General features: G+C 46.7%; 16 protein-coding genes. 6 read left to right on the top strand and 10 right to left on the bottom strand.

Annotated elements, in window-relative coordinates; translation table 11 throughout:
* Window positions 1-88 precede the first annotated feature (88 nt).
* The gene (locus AEA42_RS07945) at window positions 89-433 is read left to right on the top strand and encodes a DUF2846 domain-containing protein (RefSeq protein ID WP_055647431.1); all 345 of its coding nucleotides are present in this window, start codon (window positions 89-91) and stop codon (window positions 431-433) included.
* Between the two features lie 111 nt (window positions 434-544).
* Here AEA42_RS07945 and lysS read toward each other — a convergent pair whose 3' ends face one another.
* The gene (gene lysS, locus AEA42_RS07940; RefSeq protein ID WP_023268075.1) at window positions 545-2,047 is read right to left on the bottom strand and encodes a lysine--tRNA ligase; all 1,503 of its coding nucleotides are present in this window, start codon (window positions 2,045-2,047) and stop codon (window positions 545-547) included.
* Between the two features lie 29 nt (window positions 2,048-2,076).
* Window positions 2,077-3,175 (bottom strand): peptide chain release factor 2 gene (gene prfB / locus AEA42_RS07935; protein ID WP_181382077.1). Its coding sequence is split into 2 segments (ribosomal slippage): window positions 2,077-3,099 and window positions 3,101-3,175, totalling 1,098 coding nucleotides; the frame shifts between segments, so codons are not numbered across the junction.
* A 516-nt stretch (window positions 3,176-3,691) separates the two neighbouring features.
* On the opposite strand from prfB, the gene fdhF reads away from it, so the two are divergent.
* Window positions 3,692-7,975, top strand: a complete 4,284-nt coding sequence (gene fdhF / locus AEA42_RS07930) for a formate dehydrogenase subunit alpha (protein WP_055647430.1) — start codon at window positions 3,692-3,694, stop codon at window positions 7,973-7,975.
* Window positions 7,976-8,067: 92 nt separating this feature from the next.
* On the opposite strand, the gene AEA42_RS07925 is transcribed toward fdhF, so the two are convergent.
* From AEA42_RS07925 to ohrR, 5 genes are all read right to left on the bottom strand, one after another.
* Window positions 8,068-9,732, bottom strand: coding sequence for a methyl-accepting chemotaxis protein (locus tag AEA42_RS07925; protein ID WP_055647429.1), 1,665 nt, complete (start codon window positions 9,730-9,732; stop codon window positions 8,068-8,070).
* A 129-nt stretch (window positions 9,733-9,861) separates the two neighbouring features.
* Complete coding sequence (gene chrA, locus AEA42_RS07920) at window positions 9,862-11,013, bottom strand: chromate efflux transporter (RefSeq protein WP_055647428.1); 1,152 nt, start codon at window positions 11,011-11,013, stop codon at window positions 9,862-9,864.
* Window positions 11,014-11,196: 183 nt separating this feature from the next.
* Window positions 11,197-12,351, bottom strand: a complete 1,155-nt coding sequence (rlmC, locus tag AEA42_RS07915; protein WP_055647427.1) for a 23S rRNA (uracil(747)-C(5))-methyltransferase RlmC — start codon at window positions 12,349-12,351, stop codon at window positions 11,197-11,199.
* 179 nt (window positions 12,352-12,530) lie between these two features.
* Complete coding sequence (locus AEA42_RS07910) at window positions 12,531-13,706, bottom strand: FAD-dependent oxidoreductase (protein ID WP_055647426.1); 1,176 nt, start codon at window positions 13,704-13,706, stop codon at window positions 12,531-12,533.
* A gap of 64 nt (window positions 13,707-13,770) precedes the next feature.
* Window positions 13,771-14,265 (bottom strand): hydroperoxide resistance transcriptional regulator OhrR, encoded by a 495-nt coding sequence (ohrR, locus tag AEA42_RS07905; protein WP_047538270.1) that lies wholly within the window; start codon window positions 14,263-14,265, stop codon window positions 13,771-13,773.
* Window positions 14,266-14,394: 129 nt separating this feature from the next.
* On the opposite strand from ohrR, the gene AEA42_RS07900 reads away from it, so the two are divergent.
* The 3 genes from AEA42_RS07900 (at window position 14,395) to AEA42_RS07890 (ending at window position 16,746) form a co-directional block, all read left to right on the top strand.
* Entirely contained in the window at window positions 14,395-14,820 is a 426-nt protein-coding gene (locus AEA42_RS07900) for an organic hydroperoxide resistance protein (RefSeq protein WP_047538267.1), read from the top strand.
* Window positions 14,821-15,035: 215 nt separating this feature from the next.
* Entirely contained in the window at window positions 15,036-16,460 is a 1,425-nt protein-coding gene (locus tag AEA42_RS07895) for a hypothetical protein (protein ID WP_055647425.1), read from the top strand.
* A 100-nt stretch (window positions 16,461-16,560) separates the two neighbouring features.
* A complete protein-coding gene (locus tag AEA42_RS07890; RefSeq protein WP_011621607.1) occupies window positions 16,561-16,746 on the top strand; it encodes a hypothetical protein in 186 nt (61 codons plus the stop codon).
* 95 nt (window positions 16,747-16,841) lie between these two features.
* Here the strand turns inward: AEA42_RS07890 and AEA42_RS07885 are convergent, their stop codons facing one another.
* From AEA42_RS07885 to AEA42_RS07875, 3 genes are read right to left on the bottom strand one after another with little or no spacing between them, the layout of a single operon-like run.
* The gene (locus AEA42_RS07885) at window positions 16,842-17,132 is read right to left on the bottom strand and encodes a hypothetical protein (protein ID WP_037414668.1); all 291 of its coding nucleotides are present in this window, start codon (window positions 17,130-17,132) and stop codon (window positions 16,842-16,844) included.
* A gap of 55 nt (window positions 17,133-17,187) precedes the next feature.
* The gene (locus tag AEA42_RS07880; RefSeq protein WP_055647424.1) at window positions 17,188-17,721 is read right to left on the bottom strand and encodes a class I SAM-dependent methyltransferase; all 534 of its coding nucleotides are present in this window, start codon (window positions 17,719-17,721) and stop codon (window positions 17,188-17,190) included.
* Window positions 17,718-18,128, bottom strand: coding sequence for a hypothetical protein (locus AEA42_RS07875; protein ID WP_047538262.1), 411 nt, complete (start codon window positions 18,126-18,128; stop codon window positions 17,718-17,720). Before AEA42_RS07875 ends, AEA42_RS07880 begins: the two co-directional genes overlap by 4 nt.
* Before the next feature lie 500 nt (window positions 18,129-18,628).
* On the opposite strand from AEA42_RS07875, the gene fccA reads away from it, so the two are divergent.
* Entirely contained in the window at window positions 18,629-20,419 is a 1,791-nt protein-coding gene (gene fccA, locus AEA42_RS07870; protein ID WP_037414671.1) for a fumarate reductase flavoprotein subunit FccA, read from the top strand.
* Window positions 20,420-20,561 lie beyond the last annotated feature (142 nt).

Genomic DNA, 20,561 nt, shown 5'->3' with positions numbered 1-20,561 from the left:
CACGAGTACCAGTTGGGAGAGGCGCCACCTCAAGTCACAGGACTCACAGTGGACCAGCAGATCATTCTCGACGTGTTAGGCGAACGGTATCGGCAAATTTATTCCTAAATCAGGTGCGGAAAGTCGGATCTATGTTTACCGTAATAGCTTTGCTGGACAAGCACTAAAGAAAAATATCTACATTAACGGCAATCTAATTGGTGAGTCAGCAAACAAAGTTTATTTTTACAAAGAAGTTGATCCCGGTGAGCAAAAGTTATCGACCGAATCTGAATTCAGCGAAAATGATTTAACAGTGAAAACAGAAGGGGGTAAAAACTACTTCTTCGAGCAATATATCAAGATGGGTGTATTTGTGGGTGGTGCAGGACTAAAAGCCGTCTCAGATACCGAAGGCATGAAAAACGTTCAAGAATGTAAACTAGCAAAATAGCCATTACTCCCCCCTTGAATCGCCCATAAAAAACCAGCCAAAAGGCTGGTTTTTTAATATTTATCCAATGCAAATTGGGTCGCAGGTTTTATCTGCAACCCAATACCGCACTTAGGCTTGTGGGCGCATCGCTGGGAATAGGATCACGTCACGGATAGTGTGAGTGTTAGTAAATAACATCACTAAACGGTCGATACCGATACCTTGACCCGCTGTTGGCGGTAAACCGTGTTCCAGCGCAGTGATATAGTCTGCATCGTAGAACATGGCTTCATCGTCACCCGCGTCTTTGGCGTCAACCTGCGCTTTAAAGCGGCTATCTTGGTCTTCAGCATCGTTTAATTCGCTAAAGCCGTTAGCTACTTCACGGCCACCGATGAAGAATTCAAAACGGTCGGTGATGAAGTGATTGTCATCGTTACGACGTGCCAGTGGCGAAATGTCCGCTGGGTAGCCAGTGATGAAGGTCGGTTGCATTAACTGCCATTCAGCAGTTTCACCGAAGATTTCTTCTAATAGCTGACCACAGGTCCAGAACTTCTCGATCTTGATGCCTAGGCTAGTTGCCAGTTCACGCATGAATTCAAGATCTTTCACTTGCTCGTAAGTCATGGCTTGGATAGTCGCGTTGTCAGGATTGTACTTCTGAATCGCTTCTAACATGCTTAAACGGGCATATGGGCCACCGAAATCAACGGTGTGCTCGCCGTATGGCATTTGCGCGCTGCCTAATAACTCAATGGCGATAGAGCTTAACAGTTCTTCGGTTAAGTCCATCAGATCTTTGTAGTCTGCATAGGCCATATAGAATTCCATCATAGTGAATTCTGGGTTATGGCGTGGCGACAGACCTTCGTTACGGAAGTTACGGTTGATTTCGAACACACGCTCAAAACCACCTACCACTAAACGCTTGAGGTATAACTCTGGCGCGATACGCAGGTACATTGGCATGTCCAGCGCATTATGGTGCGTGATAAATGGACGGGCAGAAGCGCCGCCTGGGATCACGTGCATCATTGGGGTTTCAACTTCCATGAACTCTTTTTTGATCATGAAGTTACGGATAGCTGCAACCACTTTTGAACGCATGACGAAGGCTTGACGAGATTCTTCGTTAACGATTAAGTCCACATAACGTTGGCGGTAACGGGTTTCTTGGTCGGTTAAGCCGTGGAATTTTTCTGGCAAAGGACGCAGTGCTTTAGTCAGCAGTTGGTACTCTTCCATGTTGACGTACAGATCGCCTTTACCAGATAAGTGCAACTGACCAGTTACGCCGATGATGTCACCGATATCCAGACCTTGGTATTTATCCTTCAGATCCGCTTGAACACCCTTTTCAGCATAAGCTTGGATGCGACCAGACACGTCTTGGATCACCAGGAATGGGCCACGTTTTGCCATGATACGGCCAGCGATGCTGGTTCTAAAACCTAAGGCTTCGAGTTCTTCCTTAGTGTTTTGACCGTATTTTTCCTGCAACTCAGCCGCTTTATGGGTGCGACGGAAGGTATTAGGGTGAGCATTAGCGCTGCAGTTCGGGCGAATGCTGTCTAGCTTGGCACGACGCTCGGCAATCAGTTTGTTTTCATCTTGTACTTGTTCAGTCATCTTATTTCTCGTCTATACCTTTGAATTAATTACAGCCCTGATTTCAAACTGGCTTCGATAAACTTGTCCAGATCGCCATCGAGTACCGCTTGGGTATTGCGCGTCTCCACGCTAGTGCGTAAGTCTTTAATACGGGAATCATCCAATACATAAGAACGAATTTGGCTGCCCCAACCGATGTCAGATTTGGCATCTTCGGCGGCTTGCTTTTCCGCATTTTGCTTATGCATTTCTAATTCGAACAGTTTGGCTTTTAACTGTTTCATCGCCGAATCTTTGTTCTTGTGCTGTGAACGGTCGTTCTGGCACTGCACTACCGTGTTGGTCGGTAAGTGGGTAATACGTACCGCAGATTCGGTTCGGTTAACGTGCTGACCACCGGCACCCGAGGCGCGGTATACGTCGATACGTAAGTCAGCAGGGTTGATATCGATAGTGATATCGTCATCAATCTCAGGGTAAACGAATACCGAGCAGAAAGACGTATGGCGACGACCCGATGAGTCAAATGGTGATTTACGCACTAAACGGTGCACGCCAGTTTCGGTACGTAACCAACCAAAGGCATATTCACCGGTAAACTTAATGGTCGCGCCTTTAATACCAGCGACGTCACCGTCGGTCACTTCCATCAGCTCAGGACTGAATCCGTGGGCTTCACCCCAACGCAGATACATACGCAGTACCATGTTGGCCCAATCTTGCGCCTCTGTACCACCACTGCCCGACTGAATGTCTAAGTAACAGTTTGAGGCGTCCTGTGGACCAGAGAACATACGGCGGAATTCGAGTTCGGCCAAACGGCTCTCTAAATAATCCAGCTCTTTGGTGGTTTCATTGAAGGTGTCTTCGTCTTCCTCTTCGATGGCAAGCTCAAGTAGACCTTCAACGTCTTCGAGACCGGCGTCCATATCATCGATAGTTTTTACGACGGCTTCGAGGCTAGCGCGCTCTTTACCTAGGGCTTGAGCACGTTCTGGCTCGTTCCACACCTCAGAACTTTCAAGTTCACGGCTGACTTCTTCTAGACGCTCATGCTTAGCATCGTAGTCAAAGATACCCCCTAAGAAGCTGCGTACGCTCGGCAAGCTCCTTAATTTTGAATTTTACTGGATTAACTTCAAACATGGATTTTTAACTTCGCTTTATTTTTGCCGTTTCAATGGAGTTTCCATCAAAGGAGGCGGCGCTTAACGGTAATTGCAACCGCGCATTTTAACCTAACAACGCTGGTAAACCTAGGGCGTGATAGCGTTTCACTGCGATTTTATCAGCATAAAAAGCACCGTTAGGGTCGGCAGATTAACAAACAAAGCCGAGTTAAGACTGTGATCTTACATGAAATTGCCAGCTTGACGCCCCAATTCAATTAAAAATTGAGTTTACTAAACAGTGATAATCACTAAAAACTGCATAGGATTAAACAAGATACAGATAAAACACATATAAAATGCTGAGATAATCACAGTATTCCACCAATAAACTTTCATCAGCGCACAGTCTGACGCCTGTTTGTGATGACAGCAGCAATTTAGCATCAAACTTCCCTCGACCATAAGCGTCTTCTAAAGCGCTCTAGTTATACTCAAATCCACCTTAAGCCTGCCATGCAGCAAGCACCCTACAAATATAAAAGGCCATGGGATGATAGAACTTCGAATCGATAATCAGATAGTCTCGGCCGAGCCGAGCGATAACCTATTACACGCAGCCCGTAAGGCGGGTATTGCTATTCCCAGCCTGTGCGATCCCACTGACGCCTCACGGCAATTGGACACGCAAGCCCATGCCGAAAAGCAGGACTGTAACCTCTGTCTGGTGCAAATCGAAAATAGCGATGCCAGTCTGCGCTGCGTTAAAGCCTGTGAAACCCCTGCCCAAACAGGCATGAAGGTCATCACCCAATCGGCGTTTTTAACCAAACAGCGCCAAGCGGCACTGAACACCATCTTGAGTGATCACTTTGCCGATTGTGAAGCGCCCTGCCAACAGGCCTGCCCTGCGGGGGTCGATGTACAAAGTTATCTCTACCACATTGCCCAAGGTGACCACACCCAAGCGATTAAAATCATTAAAGACACTCTGCCACTGCCGCTGTCGATTGGCCGTGTCTGCCCCGCATTTTGCGAAACCGAATGCCGCCGCGGCCTCGTCGACGACCCTATTGCCATCCGCCAACTTAAGCGCCACGCTGCCGATTTAGATTTAGCCGATGACGAGCACGGCAATAGCTATCAACCGCCACGCCTCGCAGACACGGGTAAAAAAATTGCGATTATTGGTGCGGGGCCAGCAGGCTTAAGTGCAGGTTATTACCTGTCTAACCAAGGGCATAATGTCGAGATATTTGAAGCCATGCCCAAGGCGGGCGGTTGGCTGCGCTACGGTATTCCCGAATACCGTTTACCCAAGGCGATTCTCGATAAAGAAATCGAGCTGCTGTGTCGTAATGGTTTAATCATTCATACCAATACTCGCCTCGGCCATGAGGTTCACTTAGCCCAGTTGGTCACCGACTTCGATGCGGTGTGCCTTGCGATCGGCGCCCAAAAAGCGGTGTCAATGAATTATAAAGGCTCGGAGCTGGCGGGCTGTTATCTTGGAGTAGATTTTCTTAAGGATCATTGCCTCGATAAGCAACTGAAGTTGGGTAAAAAAGTCGCAGTCATCGGCGGCGGCAATACCGCCATCGATTGTGCTCGTACAGCGGTACGTGAAGGCTGCGATGTTACCTTAATCTACCGCCGTACCCGCGCCGAAATGCCCGCCGAAGCCTACGAAGTACACGAGGCCGAAGTTGAAGGAGTAAAATTCCACTTCTTAACCAATCCCATTGAAAATCATAGTGATGCCAAAGGACATGTACAGTCGGTCACCTTTAGTAAAATGGCGCTCGGCGAAGCCGATGCTTCAGGCAGACGCGCCCCCGTGGACACAGGGGAAACCTTTACCGAAGCCTTTGATACTGTTATCGCCGCCGTCTCGCAGGCACCAGACCTAAGCTTTATGCAAGATCCCATGGGGCAACTTAGCCATGGCGAGCTGGCACTCAGTCGCTGGAACACCCTCATTGGTTGTGAGCAAACCATGTCATCGGGTGTGGAAAAACTGTTTGTGATGGGCGATGCCCGCCGCGGCCCAGCCACCGCGGTTGCCGCCATTGGTGATGGCCGAAAAGCGGCAAAAGCCATTGATAAAATGCTTCAAATTGGCCTTAGCTGTGATTTACATGCCCACGATTTTAACTCGGTAAAAACCATTCCGAGCGCCCTTAAGCAAGCTAAAACAACATCAGAAGCTGCGCCAACGCTTTATCCTCATACGCCACGTCAGCCCCGCTTGAAAATGCCCGAATTAACAGCATTACAACGGCTGCTGAATTACAGTGAAGTCGAATTGGGCTTTCCCGCAGATGCCGCTATGCAAGAGGCTGCGCGTTGCCTTGAGTGTGCCTGCCAGGCCAATACCGACTGTAAACTAAGGGATTACGCTACGGATTACGGTGTTGAGAGCAAAAGCTTAGCCACTGAAAATGCACGGCATTTCAGCGTAGATAAGAGTTCACCCTTTATTCAATTCGATGCTAACCGTTGCATTAGCTGCGGCAAATGCGTTGATGTGTGCCAGCAGCAGAGCGGCCACTGCGCCATCCAATTTACCGAAGATTCCTATCAGGCGCTGCCACAGGAAATCAGTCAAAGCCTCGTGCGCCGCGCGCCGAGAGTTGGCTTTAGCGCGAGCATGGCCGATAGTCGCTGTGTACAATGTGGCAACTGCGTGCAGGTGTGTCCCACTGGCGCACTGGTCGATGCGCGGGACAAACGCCAAGGCGATAAAACAGCACTTAAAACCGCCTCGACGATTTGTACTTACTGCGGTGTAGGCTGTCGTCTGGATCTTAAAATTGACCCTAACACCAATCGCATTCGCCATATCGAAGGCAATAAAGACTCGGTTGTTAACCAGGGCATGTTATGTGTTAAAGGGCGTTTTGGTTTCGATTTTATTCACAGCGACAAACGCCTCACGACACCATTAATACGTAAAAATGGCGAACTACAACCTTGTAGTTGGCCCGAAGCCATCGCCTATGTGGCGAAATGCTTAACCGAGATAAAACAGCAAGATGGCAGCAACGCGATCGCTAGTCTCGCCTCGGCTAAAGCGACTAACGAAGATAACTTTGTGCTGCAAAAGTTTGTCCGCAGCGTTCTTGGTACCAATAATATCGATCACTGCGCCCGCCTATGCCACTCATCGACGGTAACGGGCTTACAGCAAAGTATTGGTAGTGGCGCCATGACCAATGATATTCCAAGTATTAAAGACTCGGATGTTATCTTTATCATCGGTTCAGACACCACCTGTGCCCACCCGATTATTGCCTCAAAAATCCAGCAGGCGGTAATGCAGCACGGCGCACGATTAATCGTGGCCGATCCTAAACGCGTTGGTATAGCAGAAAAGGCCGAACTCTATGTTGCCCACAGACCGGGCACGGATGTGATGCTATTAAACGCCATTATGGCGGAAATTGTTCGCCACGATTGGCAAGATAAAGCCTATATCGCCAAGCGAACTGAAGGGATCGAGGGCCTCTATGCGGAATTAGCGAAGGAGGATTACTCCCTCGAAAACGCCGCCCTAATCACAGGTGTTAAGGCTGAGGATATCGCCCGCATCGCGCATACCATAGGCACGGCGCAAAAAACGGCGGTTTACTACGCCATGGGCATCACACAGCATACGACAGGCCACGATAACGTCACCGCCATTTCTAACCTGCAACTACTCTGCGGTAATATCGGAGTATCAGGGGCGGGTATCAATCCGCTGCGCGGCCAGAGTAATGTGCAAGGGGCTTGTGATATGGGTGCATTACCCAACTACTTCACAGGCTATCAAAAGGTCACGGATATTCATGCCAGAATGCGCTTCGAAAACCACTGGCAAACGCCGTTATCGGGGGAAATTGGCGTCACAGCAACCCACATGATGCACGACATTGCCAAGGGCAAAATCAAAGCCTTATATGTGATGGGTGAAAATCCAGTGCTGAGCGATCCCGATCAAGCTCATGTGCTTAATGCACTGAGTCAAATCGAGTTTCTGGTAGTGCAGGATATCTTTTTAACCGAGACGGCCGAGCTTGCCCATGTGGTCTTGCCCGCCGCCGCTTTTGTAGAAAAACGCGGTCACTTTACCAATACTGAGCGCCGGGTGCAGCGACTCGAGCAAGCGCTTGCCTCACCGGGGGAAGCCTTACCCGATTGGCAGATCGTACAAGCGCTCGCTAATGCCATGGGCGCAAACTGGGATTACAAAGATGAAGAGGCTATTTGGACTGAAATCAATGTATTAACACCCCAGTATCGCGGTATTCGTTGGGAAAGATTAACCACAAGTGCAGAGGGTAAAGTGCCTCAGGGTATTCAATGGCCCTGTCCGGATGAAAATCATCCGGGAACACCGATTATGCACCAGAGTCAATTCACCCGCGGTTTAGGCTTATTTACGCCCGTCAGTTATCGTCTTCCCGCCGAAATGCCCTGCAACGAGTACCCACTGACGCTATCAACGGGGCGGCTCTTAGAACAATTCCACACAGGTACACTCACCCGTAAAACACCGGGACTGGATTTACTCGGCGCACCTAAAGTGATGATTTCAGTCTATGATGCCGAGCAACTCGGGATAAATAATGGCGACAAAATTAGCCTTATCACCCGCCGCGGCGAGATTGAGATAGATGCCTTTGTGACTAAACGCGCCCAAGCCGGTGTACTGTTCTTGCCGTTCCATTTTGTCGAAGCCGCAGCGAACAAACTCACCATCAATGCCTTAGATCCCGTGGCTTATATCCCTGAATATAAGGTTTGCGCAGTAAGAGTTGAAAAGGTGACTAAGCGGGTTATCGAACCAGCCTAAACAGATATTTGGGGATACGACTCAATAAATGGATATAAAAAACGGGAGATGTTATCTCCCGTTTTATTTTATAACTCAATAATTAATCAGTATTAAATTTTAAACTGCCCAACTAACTTGCCAAGATTGGTCCCTTCCTGCGACACAGTCTGACTCACCCTTGCCGCATCTTCACTGGAATGCAGCAGCTCATTCACGATTTCTTGGATAGCATAAACGTTACGGTTAATTTCCTCGGTCACAGAGCTTTGCTCAGTCGCCGCGGTGGCAATTTGGGTACTCATATCGTTAATCGCCGTTACCGCCGAGGTAACCGAACCTAAGCTTTCAGAAATAGCACGGGAAGATTCAACCGAGCGCACACAACTCTGCTGACTCTCGTCCATGGTTTTCACCGCCTGTGAGACCAGCTTATGCAGCTCAGATAGCATTTCATTAATTTCTAAGGTGCTTGCCTGAGTTCGGCTGGCTAAGTTACGTACCTCATCGGCTACCACGGCAAAACCCCGTCCCTGTTCACCGGCTCGGGCGGCTTCAATGGCTGCGTTAAGAGCGAGCAAATTGGTTTGTTCGGCAATGCCACCAATCACCGACAATACGCTGTTAATCTTCTGCGATTGTTCACTCAACGATTTGATACTGCCCGCGGCATTATTGATTTGCGCCATCAATCCAGCAATTTCTTCTAATGATGCATCGACACAGCGCTGAGCGTTAGCCACATCACCTGTCGCCGCTTGAGTAGCTTCGGCCACTTGGGTGGTGTTTTGCGCGACTTCACTCGCGGTAGATGACATTTCAGTAATCGCGGTAACGACTTGGTCAGTCTCATTGTTGTGACTGAGCAGTTGGTGTGACATCACTTTCGTTTGGTCATGAATCGCATTGGCAGCCGTTTTGACTTTGGCGGTCGCATTCGCCACATCACCGATAATGGTTTGTAGCTTATCGACAAACAAGTTAAAAGCTCGACCTAATTGAGCAATCTCGTCTTCACCTTTAACCATTAAGCGCTTAGTTAAATCCCCTTCACCTTGAGCGATATCATTAAGATTATCAGCCATATTTTTGATCGGCACGACCATTCGATGGGCGGCGACCATAATGATAAACGCCGTAATCCCCGTTAACACAATGGCGATGAGGAGGATCATAAACGATTTCTCAGCCATCTGTTCAGTCACAGTTTGTCGATAATCTTCAACTACGGCTTCAATATCATCAATATAAGCGCCAGTTCCTAACATCCAGTCAGTACCGGGAACCATCATCACGTAGCTTATCTTCTCAATTTGCTCATTGGTATTAGGCTTCTGATAATAGTAAGAAAAGTTACCATCACCCCGTTTAGCAGCATCCAGCAAACCAACAATAATTTTGGTGCCGCGCGGGTCGGTCATATCGATTTTGTTTTGCCCTTCTAAATTAGGCATTAAGGCATGGAATATATTTTTACCTTGAGAATCATACATAAAGAAGTAACCCGCACTGCCAAAACGAATATCTCGCAATGCTTGATTCACATTACCTTGCTCCTTTAAGGACAATTGGTATTGCACAATTCCCGCGGCAATTTCGGTCGCTTCTTTAATTTGTTGTTTACGTTCGCCCACTAATTTTGTTCTAAAGGTCACAACCTCTTCCGCGAGAGATTCCTGTTCGACATAGTAGGAAACGGTCATTAACACTAATAAGGTCAAGATGAGGGGAAACAAAGATAACAGCAGTAATTTATTACGCAGGCTTAAATTCGACATGCTTGCTTACTCCAGAGTGATGTAATTTATATTTTTTATATGGTCGAAGTATAGCCAAAAAGGTGCATCCACTTAGCGGTTGGGTTAACAAAATTTTCTATAGAGGATAAAAATTATACTCAACTGATTTTAAGCTAATAATATCAGCCCTATGCCACATAGGCTAAAACCTAAGACCAGTAACAACATCTGCGGTTTAAAGAGTTTTAATGCACCAAAACCAAGCAAGACAACAGCCATATCCACCGCAGATAACACCCCTTGGGTAAATACAGGTTGGTACAACGCAGCCGCCAATAATCCCACCACACAGGCATTCACGCCCGAGAGCATGCCGGCAATCTTGGGCCTTGCGGCAATCGCATGCCAACTTTTTAAGCCCACCAGCATCAATAAAAATCCCGGTAAGAAGATTGCTACAGTTGCGATGGCCGCACCGACAAAGGGATTGTCTAGCATCATCTCAGCGCCAAGGAAGGTGGCAAAGGTAAACATAGGCCCAGGCACGGCTTGGGCAAAGGCGTATCCGGTGAGAAAACGATCGCCGCTCATCGTATCACCCACAGCGGTTTCAAGCAGTGGCAGCACCACATGGCCGCCACCAAAGACTAAACTCCCGACACGAAAAAACTCACCAAAAATCCCTGCTTCAATCCCCAGATTTAAGGCAAAAAAACTCGCCACAAATAAGACAACGAATAATCCTAAGCTCAGGTAATTTAACCTAATCGGTTCATCTTTACTGGACTCGCTCTCAGTCGCACTCAGGAATGACATACCTAAAATGGCAGCAAGCAACAGTAAGGTGATTTGTGTCCATAAGAAAGGCAGAATGAGTATCGCAGCGGCACTACCGAGCATGAGTAAACGCGCCGTTTGCCGTTGACAAAATTGCTTAAACATCGCCAATACCGCATCTGCGACAACCACGACGGCCAGCAGTTTTAAACCATGCACTATGCCTTGCATGTACTCGTTACCTAACCAAGCGGCAGTCGTCACAGCGAGTAAATACATCAGCACGAAAGAAGGCAAGGTAAATCCAGCAAAGGCGGCTATCGCCCCTAAAAGCCCACCACGATGATAACCAATGGCAAACCCCACCTGACTCGATCCCGGCCCCGGCATAAATTGGCTTAAGGCCACAAAACTGGCATAACGTTTATCATCAAGCCAGGCGAGTTCGTTGACAAAGGTCTGGCGAAAATAACCAATATGCGCCGCTGGCCCACCAAAGCTCATCAGACCAAGAGAAAAAAAACGTAAGAATATCTGTAGCATAAACTTTGCCCTTCGATGCATAAAGTGAACAAGATTATGTCACTAAAAAGACAGTTTAATGAAAGCTAAATCAGCAAGACACAAAAATACTCAACCAAAGGTAAAATGAGCAAAATTCCTTTTTATCGACTTCTAAATTGACTATAGCGATCTACTGCTCAGGAGAGCATTCATTTAGATCGCTTAATCTTTTACCAACATGGCTAAGACTTCGAAATGATCCGAATGGGGAAAGAGATCGAATAACTGCACCTTAGTTAATCGATAGCCACGAATATGGGCGAGATCTTTAGCAAGGGTTTTGGGATTACAACTGGAATACAAAATCGCCCTAGGGGCAAATTCACTTAAGGCGTGACACAGGGACTCACCAATCCCACGACGCGGCGGATTAACAATAATCAAATCGGGCTTTGTTTGCGCCGCATCACCCTTGGCAAAATCGGTGGAATCGAGCGCCATAAACTGCACGTTATTCAGCCCCATCATTTGCGCCGACATCTTCGCGCAAGCAATTGCCTCGGCTTCGATTTCAATCCCAGTTAATGGGATATCTTTGGAGGCACAGTGCAAACCAAAACCGCCCACACCACAAAATAAATCCCACAGCGAGTTTGGCGCAAATTCGCCAACCCACTCACGGGCGGTTTGATACAGTTTTGCAGCAACCTGTGGATTCGTTTGAAAAAAGCTTTTTGGGCGAATAAATAACGGCACATCGTTAAAGCGCTCTTCAAGACGAGTATTTTCAGTTAAGAAAATTTCCTCATCCCCTTCAAGGATCGCCATATGAATGGGCTGAATATTTACCGATACGACGCTGATTTGTGGATATTCAGCCAGCAACGCGGGTAATTCCCGTTCAATACGGGCAATGGCATCGGATGAGCGCAGCACAAAACGCAGCATATATTCGCCGCGCACTTGGCTGCGCGTCAGTAGAATAAACTTAAGCTCGCCCTTGGCTTTATCGATACGATACGGCGGGATACCCGCTTGCTGCACAAAACGCTCCAGACGGTGGAGCAACGCTTGCATATCAGCAGGATACAGCAAGCAGTCACAGAGACTCACCGCCTCACCGCTTGGACTGACAATCCCCAGTACAGGCGCATGAGCCGCGCCAAGCACCACCATTTTCGCCTTGTTACGAAAACCTTGGTTCTCACCCACTACGGGCGGCAAAAATTGGGTATTAGTATGCTCAACAAATGGGGCTAACAATTGCTGTAATTCTTGGGTTTTCGCCGCTAATTGCATCGACATAGGGAGCTTAATATGACGACAGGATTGGCATTGGCCTTGTTCAAAATACCCACATTGCACTAATGTACTCACAGCATCGTACCCACAGCAGTTCCCGTCTATCTTATCTATTGAGATGGCGAGTGAAATTGAGATAACAACTGAAGCATAACAAATACCGTAACGGCCTCAGTTAAAAAGCGCCACACTTTAGCGTTTTTATGCAAAAAGATCATCTTCAACCACAGCATCACACCCAATGTTAGACAGAATTAAGTTAATCTGAGGCTGTCTACATCGGCGATTGGTGGACGTTTCCCTAACTTTTGTTCAATCCATTCAATTACTTCAGCAGAAGTGCTTCTAAAGGTCGTGAGTTTGCCACCATATAAACTCAGCAGCCTTGGATGTGAAACTGAGGTTTGCATTAAGGTATCCCGAGGCCGCTCAAAAGCGGAGCTTGCCTGTTTAGGTAGCACTCGCACGCCGCAATAGGTTTGCACTATCTTAGCCTTAAGCTCCTCAATCGATGGGGAAAGTGGAAAGTAATGACGATAAATACCTAAGAGGTAATGAGTTTCAGATTCCGTTACTTGGGGAGGGGTATCAATGGATGTCAGCACTGTTTCAGTGGTGCCGATGAGCATTTGGCCATACCAAGGCATCACAAAAATCACCCGCTTATCGAAGCAGGATTCTAAATATAAAATCCCCTCTGGTGCAGGCAAGTCGAGCAATAAATGTGCACCCTGTACCCAATCGATTTCAACACCCGCAAGAGGCGGCTCAACGTTAGCTAATACCTGATTAACCCAAGGGCCAGCGGCATTTATCACGAGCTTGGCATCAATTTGTTGTACTTGGCCGCAATGGCGAAAGCTAAGCTCAATATGTTCCCGTAAATGATTGAGCTGCAAAAACTCTGCCTCGGCATAGATATGCGCGCCAAGTGCTTGAGCGCTTCGCGCCACTGCTTGAGTGAGTAATTTATCGTCGGTTTGTGCATCCCAGTATTGGAATACCGCTTTTAACCCAGTGAGTTTAAGCCCGTTAAAACGATGCCAATGCACTGCGGGAATAGAGACAAAACGCCCAAGCGGATCAAATTCACTCAACAATGCATATAAACTCAGCCCAGCACGTATCGTCAACGGATTGCGTTGACTGTCCTGATAGACGGGAATGTAGAAAGGAACAGGTTTGACTAAGCTAGGCGCCAGATCCAGTAAATTTCGCCGCTCAAGCAGTGACTTACGCACGAGATTAACTTGCCCACTCTCAAGGTAACGTAGGCCACCGTGGATAAGCTTACTGGAATTGGCTGAGGTTTGGCCGCCAATCTCACCTTTTTCAATAAGTAAAGTTGAATACCCTGCCGCTGCGGCATATTGGGCAATGCCGACACCGCTGATGCCACCACCGATAATAGCAATATCGAATGAACTCATAGAGGTTTTATCCATCCTGATGTGCTTCTGGCTAACGTATCCCAATTCTTTCGAATAGAGATACCTAATCTACACTGTGCAACTGTGCCAATGCTTTATCACACATGGCTTTTAGCGCTTTAAGATCATCAATTTCAGCCCCAATTTTACAGCGCATTAAATGCGGGATCTCACTGGCCTGTTGCTTTAACGCCTGACCAGCAGAAGTTAAACTGAGCACCCGAACCCTTTCATCCTGTTCGCTACGACCGCGACTCACTAATCCCTTCGACTCTAAACGTTTAAGTAACGGCGTCAATGTACCCGAATCGAGAAATAATTTATCCCCTAAGGTCTTCACGCTAATCCCCTGCTCCTGCCACAACACTAGCATGACCAAATATTGGGGATAGGTTAAATCTAGCTTATCAAGCATAGGACGATAGGCACGCACCATGGCATTTGCTGCACTGTATAGAGAAAAACAAACTTGATTCTCTAGGCATAACACATTGTCTGTATTGGTGGTTTCAGACATTTCTAACGCGTTTTCCATTGAAGTTAACTCAGAGCTTGGCATAGTCATTCCAAAAAACTTAAATATATTGCGCACAATATACTTGCATTCACACTAAAGATCGAACTATAGTTTATCACAATTAAATTGCGCGCAATTTAAATTAACCATTTAAACACTGAGGATCTAAACATGAAAACATTGTATGAAACCCGAGCAACCGCCAGAGCAGGTCGTCAAGGCCAAGTCAGTACCGATGATGGGTTACTCGATGTAGCACTCGCCTATCCAAAGGCAATGGGCGGAAGTGGATTAGCAACTAACCCTGAGCAACTGTTTGCAGCAGGTTATGCGGCTTGTTTCTCTAATGCGGTTCTGCACGTTGCCAAAATCGGCAAAGTGGCCATTACTGAAGCGCCTGTCAGTGCTGTGGTTGGCATTGGCGCCAATGATGCGGGAGGTTTTGCCTTAACTGTCGCCCTAGAAGTCAATCTTGACCTGCCGCAAGCTGAAGCCGAAGCCTTAGTACAACATGCCCATCAAGTGTGTCCATATTCTAACGCTACACGTAATAATATCGATGTAAAACTGAGTGTTAATGGCATAGCGTTAAACTAAGCGCTTAACCATAGACTGAAAAGCACCTTGGGGGGCTTTTCAGTTATTCGCAGCTTATTTCCCCAACAGTAAACCTGCCTCACTTCCCAAAAACCAGTTAATCGCGAGTTAACTAACATTTCTTAATGCTTAATTTAATCAAAAGGATTGAATTCAGTAGAGTAATAGTCAGAAATCCATTTAAAACACATCTTGTCCACAATTGTGGAGGCACTATGACTAAATACTTAACCCAATTCGCTCTGCTATGCTCTCTCGCATTAGCAATGCTCAGTGCACCTAGTTGGGCCGACACCCCAAATACTTCCGATCAAACGTGGCATTACGTCAACGCCCAAGGTGAGCTTAAGATTAAACTCTACTTTTTTTGGTCGAAAACCTGTCCACACTGCGCACAAGCTCACCCTTTTATTGATTCACTACCGCAAAAATATCCGTGGATAGAACTTGAATCCCATATGGTTTCGGCACCTGGCGTACAGGATATTTGGCAAAATATTGCCGCCAAAACCGCCACAGAAGCCCGCTCAGTTCCTTATATGGCGAGCTGCGAAAAAGCCATTATCGGTTATTCCAGCGAAGCGGTTACTGGCGAGTTCCTCGTTAATCGTTTGAAGAATTGTTACTTATCCTTAGGTGGTCAGCTAAGCGAAGCGGATATGCCAACAAAGGGAGCTGCGTCTGCTGCACCGACCAATAGTGAACCTCTGTTTGGCACTTGCGGAACCGACTCAGGTGAAGGAACCTGTGATGCAACTAGCCTGGCAAGTACCGACCAAGCTGAAGTACAACCCGTTGAATTACCACTTGTCGGAGTGGTCACTCCCGAGACGATGTCACTCCCGCTGCTAACGTTAGTACTTGCTGGCGTCGATGCCTTTAACCCTTGCGCCTTCTTCGTATTGCTGTTTTTACTGTCGATTATGGTTAATGCGAAGAGCCGTAGCCGTATGCTGTTAGTCGGCGGTATCTTCGTGTTCTTCTCTGGCTTTATTTATTTCCTGTTTATGACGGCATGGCTGAATATCTTCAAACTGCTAGGAGCAGGTAGTGATGGTGGAATGATCATCTTAGCGGCCGGGGTCTTAGCCTTGATCGCAGGCACCATTAACGTAAAAGACTACTTCTTTACTAAAGGAGAAGTCACCCTCTCAATGTCAGCTGAAAACCGTACGAGCCTGATCAAACGCATGGGGAAACTCTCTAATTCCAGTAGTTTAGGCGCCTTAATTCTGGGATCGACTGTACTGGCGATTTTAGCCAATGCCTACGAACTGCTCTGCACCGCAGGCTTCCCAATGATTTATACCAGCGTACTATCCATGCATAACCTGCCTGAGATTGAGCGCTATATGTATCTGGTTTTATACAACATTGTCTATGTGATCCCGCTGGCAATTATTGTGATTGTATTTAGTGCGACCTTAGGCAAACGTAAACTGACCGAAAAAGAAGGCCAAGCACTCAAGCTGATGTCGGGTGTGATGATGTTTGGTATGGGGGTTGCGCTAGTGATTGATCCCACTGCGCTACAGAGTGTTGGGCTGGCACTGGGGTTAATCCTAGGCTCTTTAGGGCTCACCTTCATCATAGTGCTAAGTCGCAAGTTACTGACGGCAAAAGCCAACAAGGCAGTATAAGCATTAACGCTCGGCTTTGGATTGGCAAACTTGGGATAACGGACTAAAGTAAAACCTGAGCTTGCCGATACAAAGACTCAGCTTACAATTGAGGTTAGTTATGTCTATTTCACTGAACACCCAAGCTATCACGCCCAACTTAGAAAACGGTGCCGTTGGCGTTAAAGTGGCGCAGTTAGCCAAAGAGCAGCAAAAGGCAGAAGGTCAAATTGCCGTTGATTTAATTAACGCTGCAACACCTCAACCCGTGGGAAATACCGGCCACAATATCAACACTACGGCCTAATCCTAGCTCAATGTGTAACCAAAAAACGCCCCGAAGTTCGGGGCGTTTTTATTTACAATTTTTAATGCACTGATGCTGAGGGGAACCAATCAAGCTTAAGAAAAGGCATTACCATTCACATGCATAATAGTGAAAGTCCACACAACAAAGGCCAGAGGAATATGCACTAAGGCATAAAAACATTGGTCGAGTCGACTCATCCCTTTGGCAAGCCAAATCAAATATAAATGCAGCCCAATAACAGCTGGAAACAAGGTAAACAGTGGATACAAGGCAAAAGGGCTAGCATCGGCTAACAAGCTGTGGCTTAACAGGGCCCAAGCCACCATTAGCGCCGTGGTTATAGGTGGCATGGCAACACGATACTGCTCTGGATACGGAAACATCCTTGGCCTCTTACACTTATTTAATACTTATGGTGGCAGTTGACCCCAAATGGGATCACTGGAGCGGTTTTCGCGCGATCAACTGCGCCTTAGCACTTTCAATACCCGTAACAGCATCGCTTAACCGCCCTTCAAAGTAATGCAAAGGTTGCCAGTTAGCAAATACGGATTGTAGTTCGTGTTCTTTGAGTAAAAAATCGGGATTGCGAGGGCGGCCAATTTCCGCCTGTTGCCACGTAAAAGTCTCATAGACAATGAGTCCACCGTGCTTAAGGCTAGCGGCAATTTGCGGGAACAGTGGCCGATGTAAGTAATTAAAGACTAGCACTATATCAAAAGTGTCTTGGGGTAACAGAGGGGCGCTGCCATCTTCTAAATTCCACTGCCATTGATGTGCTTTGTCGTGTGTTAGCTTGACCAATGTACTCAAATCCTGGTCGATAAAGGTCACTTCACAGCCTTGATTCAGAAACCACAATCCATTTCGCCCAGAGCCACAGGCTAAATCCAATACCTTAAGCCCTACAAGCTCGGGCCATTGAAACTGGGTAATTAAGCTCGAAGCTGTGCAGAGTGTAGCGTGTGTCATCCCTTTATCTCTTTTTTAGTGTCTATCTGTTTGCGATGCACTATCGAATAGTGTCTGAGTCCAGACGGGCCATGAGAGACTATCACAGATAAAAATAACACCAAGATAAACAACTCTGGCTTGTAATTGGCAAGCGGGATAAACAGACAAAGCAAACCTAATTTTCCAAGGGTTAACACACCCTTAAGTTGAATTAACCAACGCCAATCCCGCATAATTTCCCACAACATTAATATGCTGCCGGTGCTCATGGCGAGATACCAATAATTTAACCAAAGGGATTTATCAATGTTTAATAATATCCCTCCACCCGCACCTGCAATGCCTAATATATGCAAAGCCCTTAAGGCTGTTTTACTAAGTCGCTGTACCCAAAAACGTTTTTCAGAAATCTGCTGCCTAGGCATAAATTTAACCCCTCAACACCACTTAAATAACATTTTGGAAAAATATAATATATTTATTCAAAAAACACTGGTGGAATTTAATTATTTATAGAATACTCACATTATAAATTCTCGCACATTCACGACCAAGAGCAAAATCAAAAATAAGCCATTAAAATCAAAGCCATAACAACAAAAAACTGACTATACCCACGCTAAAAAACAATTATTAAATTATAATTAAGCCCACCAAAATATGTTAACTCACGCAAGTTATACCGTATTCTCTAAGTGATTAACTTCAATTTCAGTAATATTTTCAGCCATATTGCACATTTCAATTATGTAATTCTCACTGTAACAATCGTTATGTGACCTAAGTACGCATATACCTCTTTAGATAGTGGTAACTTTGTTCATGGAGAATACTCTAAAAGCGCGTGAGCCACGTAAAATATAAATATCACGCCATGATGAATAACCCTTATTAAGTAGATGAAATGTACGGCGGAGGAACAATTATGTTCACAAGAAAGATTCAAAAAACAGCACTAGCCATGCTGATCTCTGGTGCAATGGCTGGCACAGCCTATGCTGCACCAGAAGTACTAGCCGATTTTCACGGTGAAATGGGTGGCTGCGATAGCTGCCACGTATCAGACAAAGGTGGCGTAACCAACGACAACCTGACTCATGAAAATGGCCAATGTGTTAGCTGCCACGGTGATCTAAAAGAACTGGCTGCTGCAGCGCCAAAAGATAAAGTTTCTCCGCACAAATCTCACTTAATCGGTGAAATCGCTTGTACCAGCTGCCACAAAGGCCACGAAAAATCAGTAACCTACTGTGATGCTTGCCATAGCTTCGGCTTTGATATGCCATTTGGCGGCAAGTGGGAACGTAAGTTTGTTCCTGTTGATGCAGACAAAGCGGCTCAAGATAAAGCCATTGCCGCAGGCGTGAAAGAAACAACTGACGTTGTCGTTATCGGCTCTGGTGGTGCAGGTCTTGCTGCCGCCGTTTCAGCCCGTGACGCTGGCGCAAAAGTGATCCTGTTAGAAAAAGAACCTATCCCAGGTGGTAACACTAAACTGGCTGCTGGTGGTATGAACGCCGCAGAAACTAAGCCACAAGCTAAGTTAGGTATCCAAGATAAGAAACAAATCATGATCGACGACACCATGAAAGGTGGTCGTAACATTAACGATCCTGAATTAGTGAAAGTCCTGGCCAACAACTCTTCAGACTCTATTGATTGGTTAACCTCTATGGGTGCCGACATGACTGACGTGGGCCGTATGGGTGGCGCAAGCGTTAACCGTAGCCACCGCCCAACGGGTGGTGCAGGTGTTGGTGCTCACGTTGCACAAGTACTGTGGGACAACGCCGTTAAACGTGGTACTGATATTCGTTTAAACAGCCGTGTTGTACGTATCCTTGAGGATGCGAGCGGTAAAGTGACCGGCGTTCTAGTGAAAGGTGAATACACTGGTTACTATGTAATCAAAGCCGATGCGGTAGTTATTGCTGCTGGTGGTTTCGCGAAAAACAACGACCGCGTTGCTAAGTATGATCCTAAATTAAAAGGCTTTAAAGCAACTAACCACCCAGGTGCTACCGGTGACGGCTTAGACGTCGCTCTGCAAGCTGGCGCAGCAACACGTGACTTAGAATACATCCAAGCTCACCCAACTTACTCACCAGCCGGCGGTGTGATGATCACCGAAGCCGTACGTGGTAACGGTGCGATCGTGGTTAACCGTGATGGTGACCGTTTCATGAACGAAATCACTACCCGTGACAAAGCCTCTGCTGCGATCCTGAAACAAAAAGGTGAAAGTGCTTACCTCGTATTCGATGACTCTATCCGTAAGAGCTTGAAAGCCATCGAAGGTTATGTTCACTTGAACATCGTTAAAGAAGGTAAAACCATCGAAGAGTTAGCGAAACAACTTGATATACCAGCAGCTGAACTGGCAAAAACAGTGACTGCTTATAATGGTTTCGTGAAATCAGGTAAAGATACTCAATTCGAACGTCCTGATTTACCACGTGAGTTAGTTGTCGCACCTTTCTATGCCTTAGAAATCGCGCCAGCAGTTCACCACACTATGGGCGGTATCGTGATTGATACTAAAGCCGAAGTGAAGAGTGAAAAAACTGGTAAACCTATTGAAGGTTTATACGCTGCGGGCGAAGTCACTGGTGGTGTGCATGGTGCTAACCGCTTAGGTGGTAACGCTATCTCTGATATCGTGACCTATGGCCGTATCGCAGGTGCATCTGCCGCTAAATTCGCGAAAGATCACTAATATCAATTCTTTCTAGGTTAATGGACTAACCTTAGGCTCACATAGCACGACCATGAGAGCCAAGCTTGAACACTCAAGCTTATCGATACAAGCGAGCCGTCAGGGGCTCGCTTTTTTTATGCTTTTTTGAGCAATTGATGAC

The sequence above is a fragment of the Shewanella sp. Sh95 genome, assembly GCF_001308045.1.
In the GTDB taxonomy this organism is placed as follows: domain Bacteria; phylum Pseudomonadota; class Gammaproteobacteria; order Enterobacterales; family Shewanellaceae; genus Shewanella; species Shewanella xiamenensis.
This window is presented reverse-complemented; position numbering and strand designations above follow the sequence as displayed.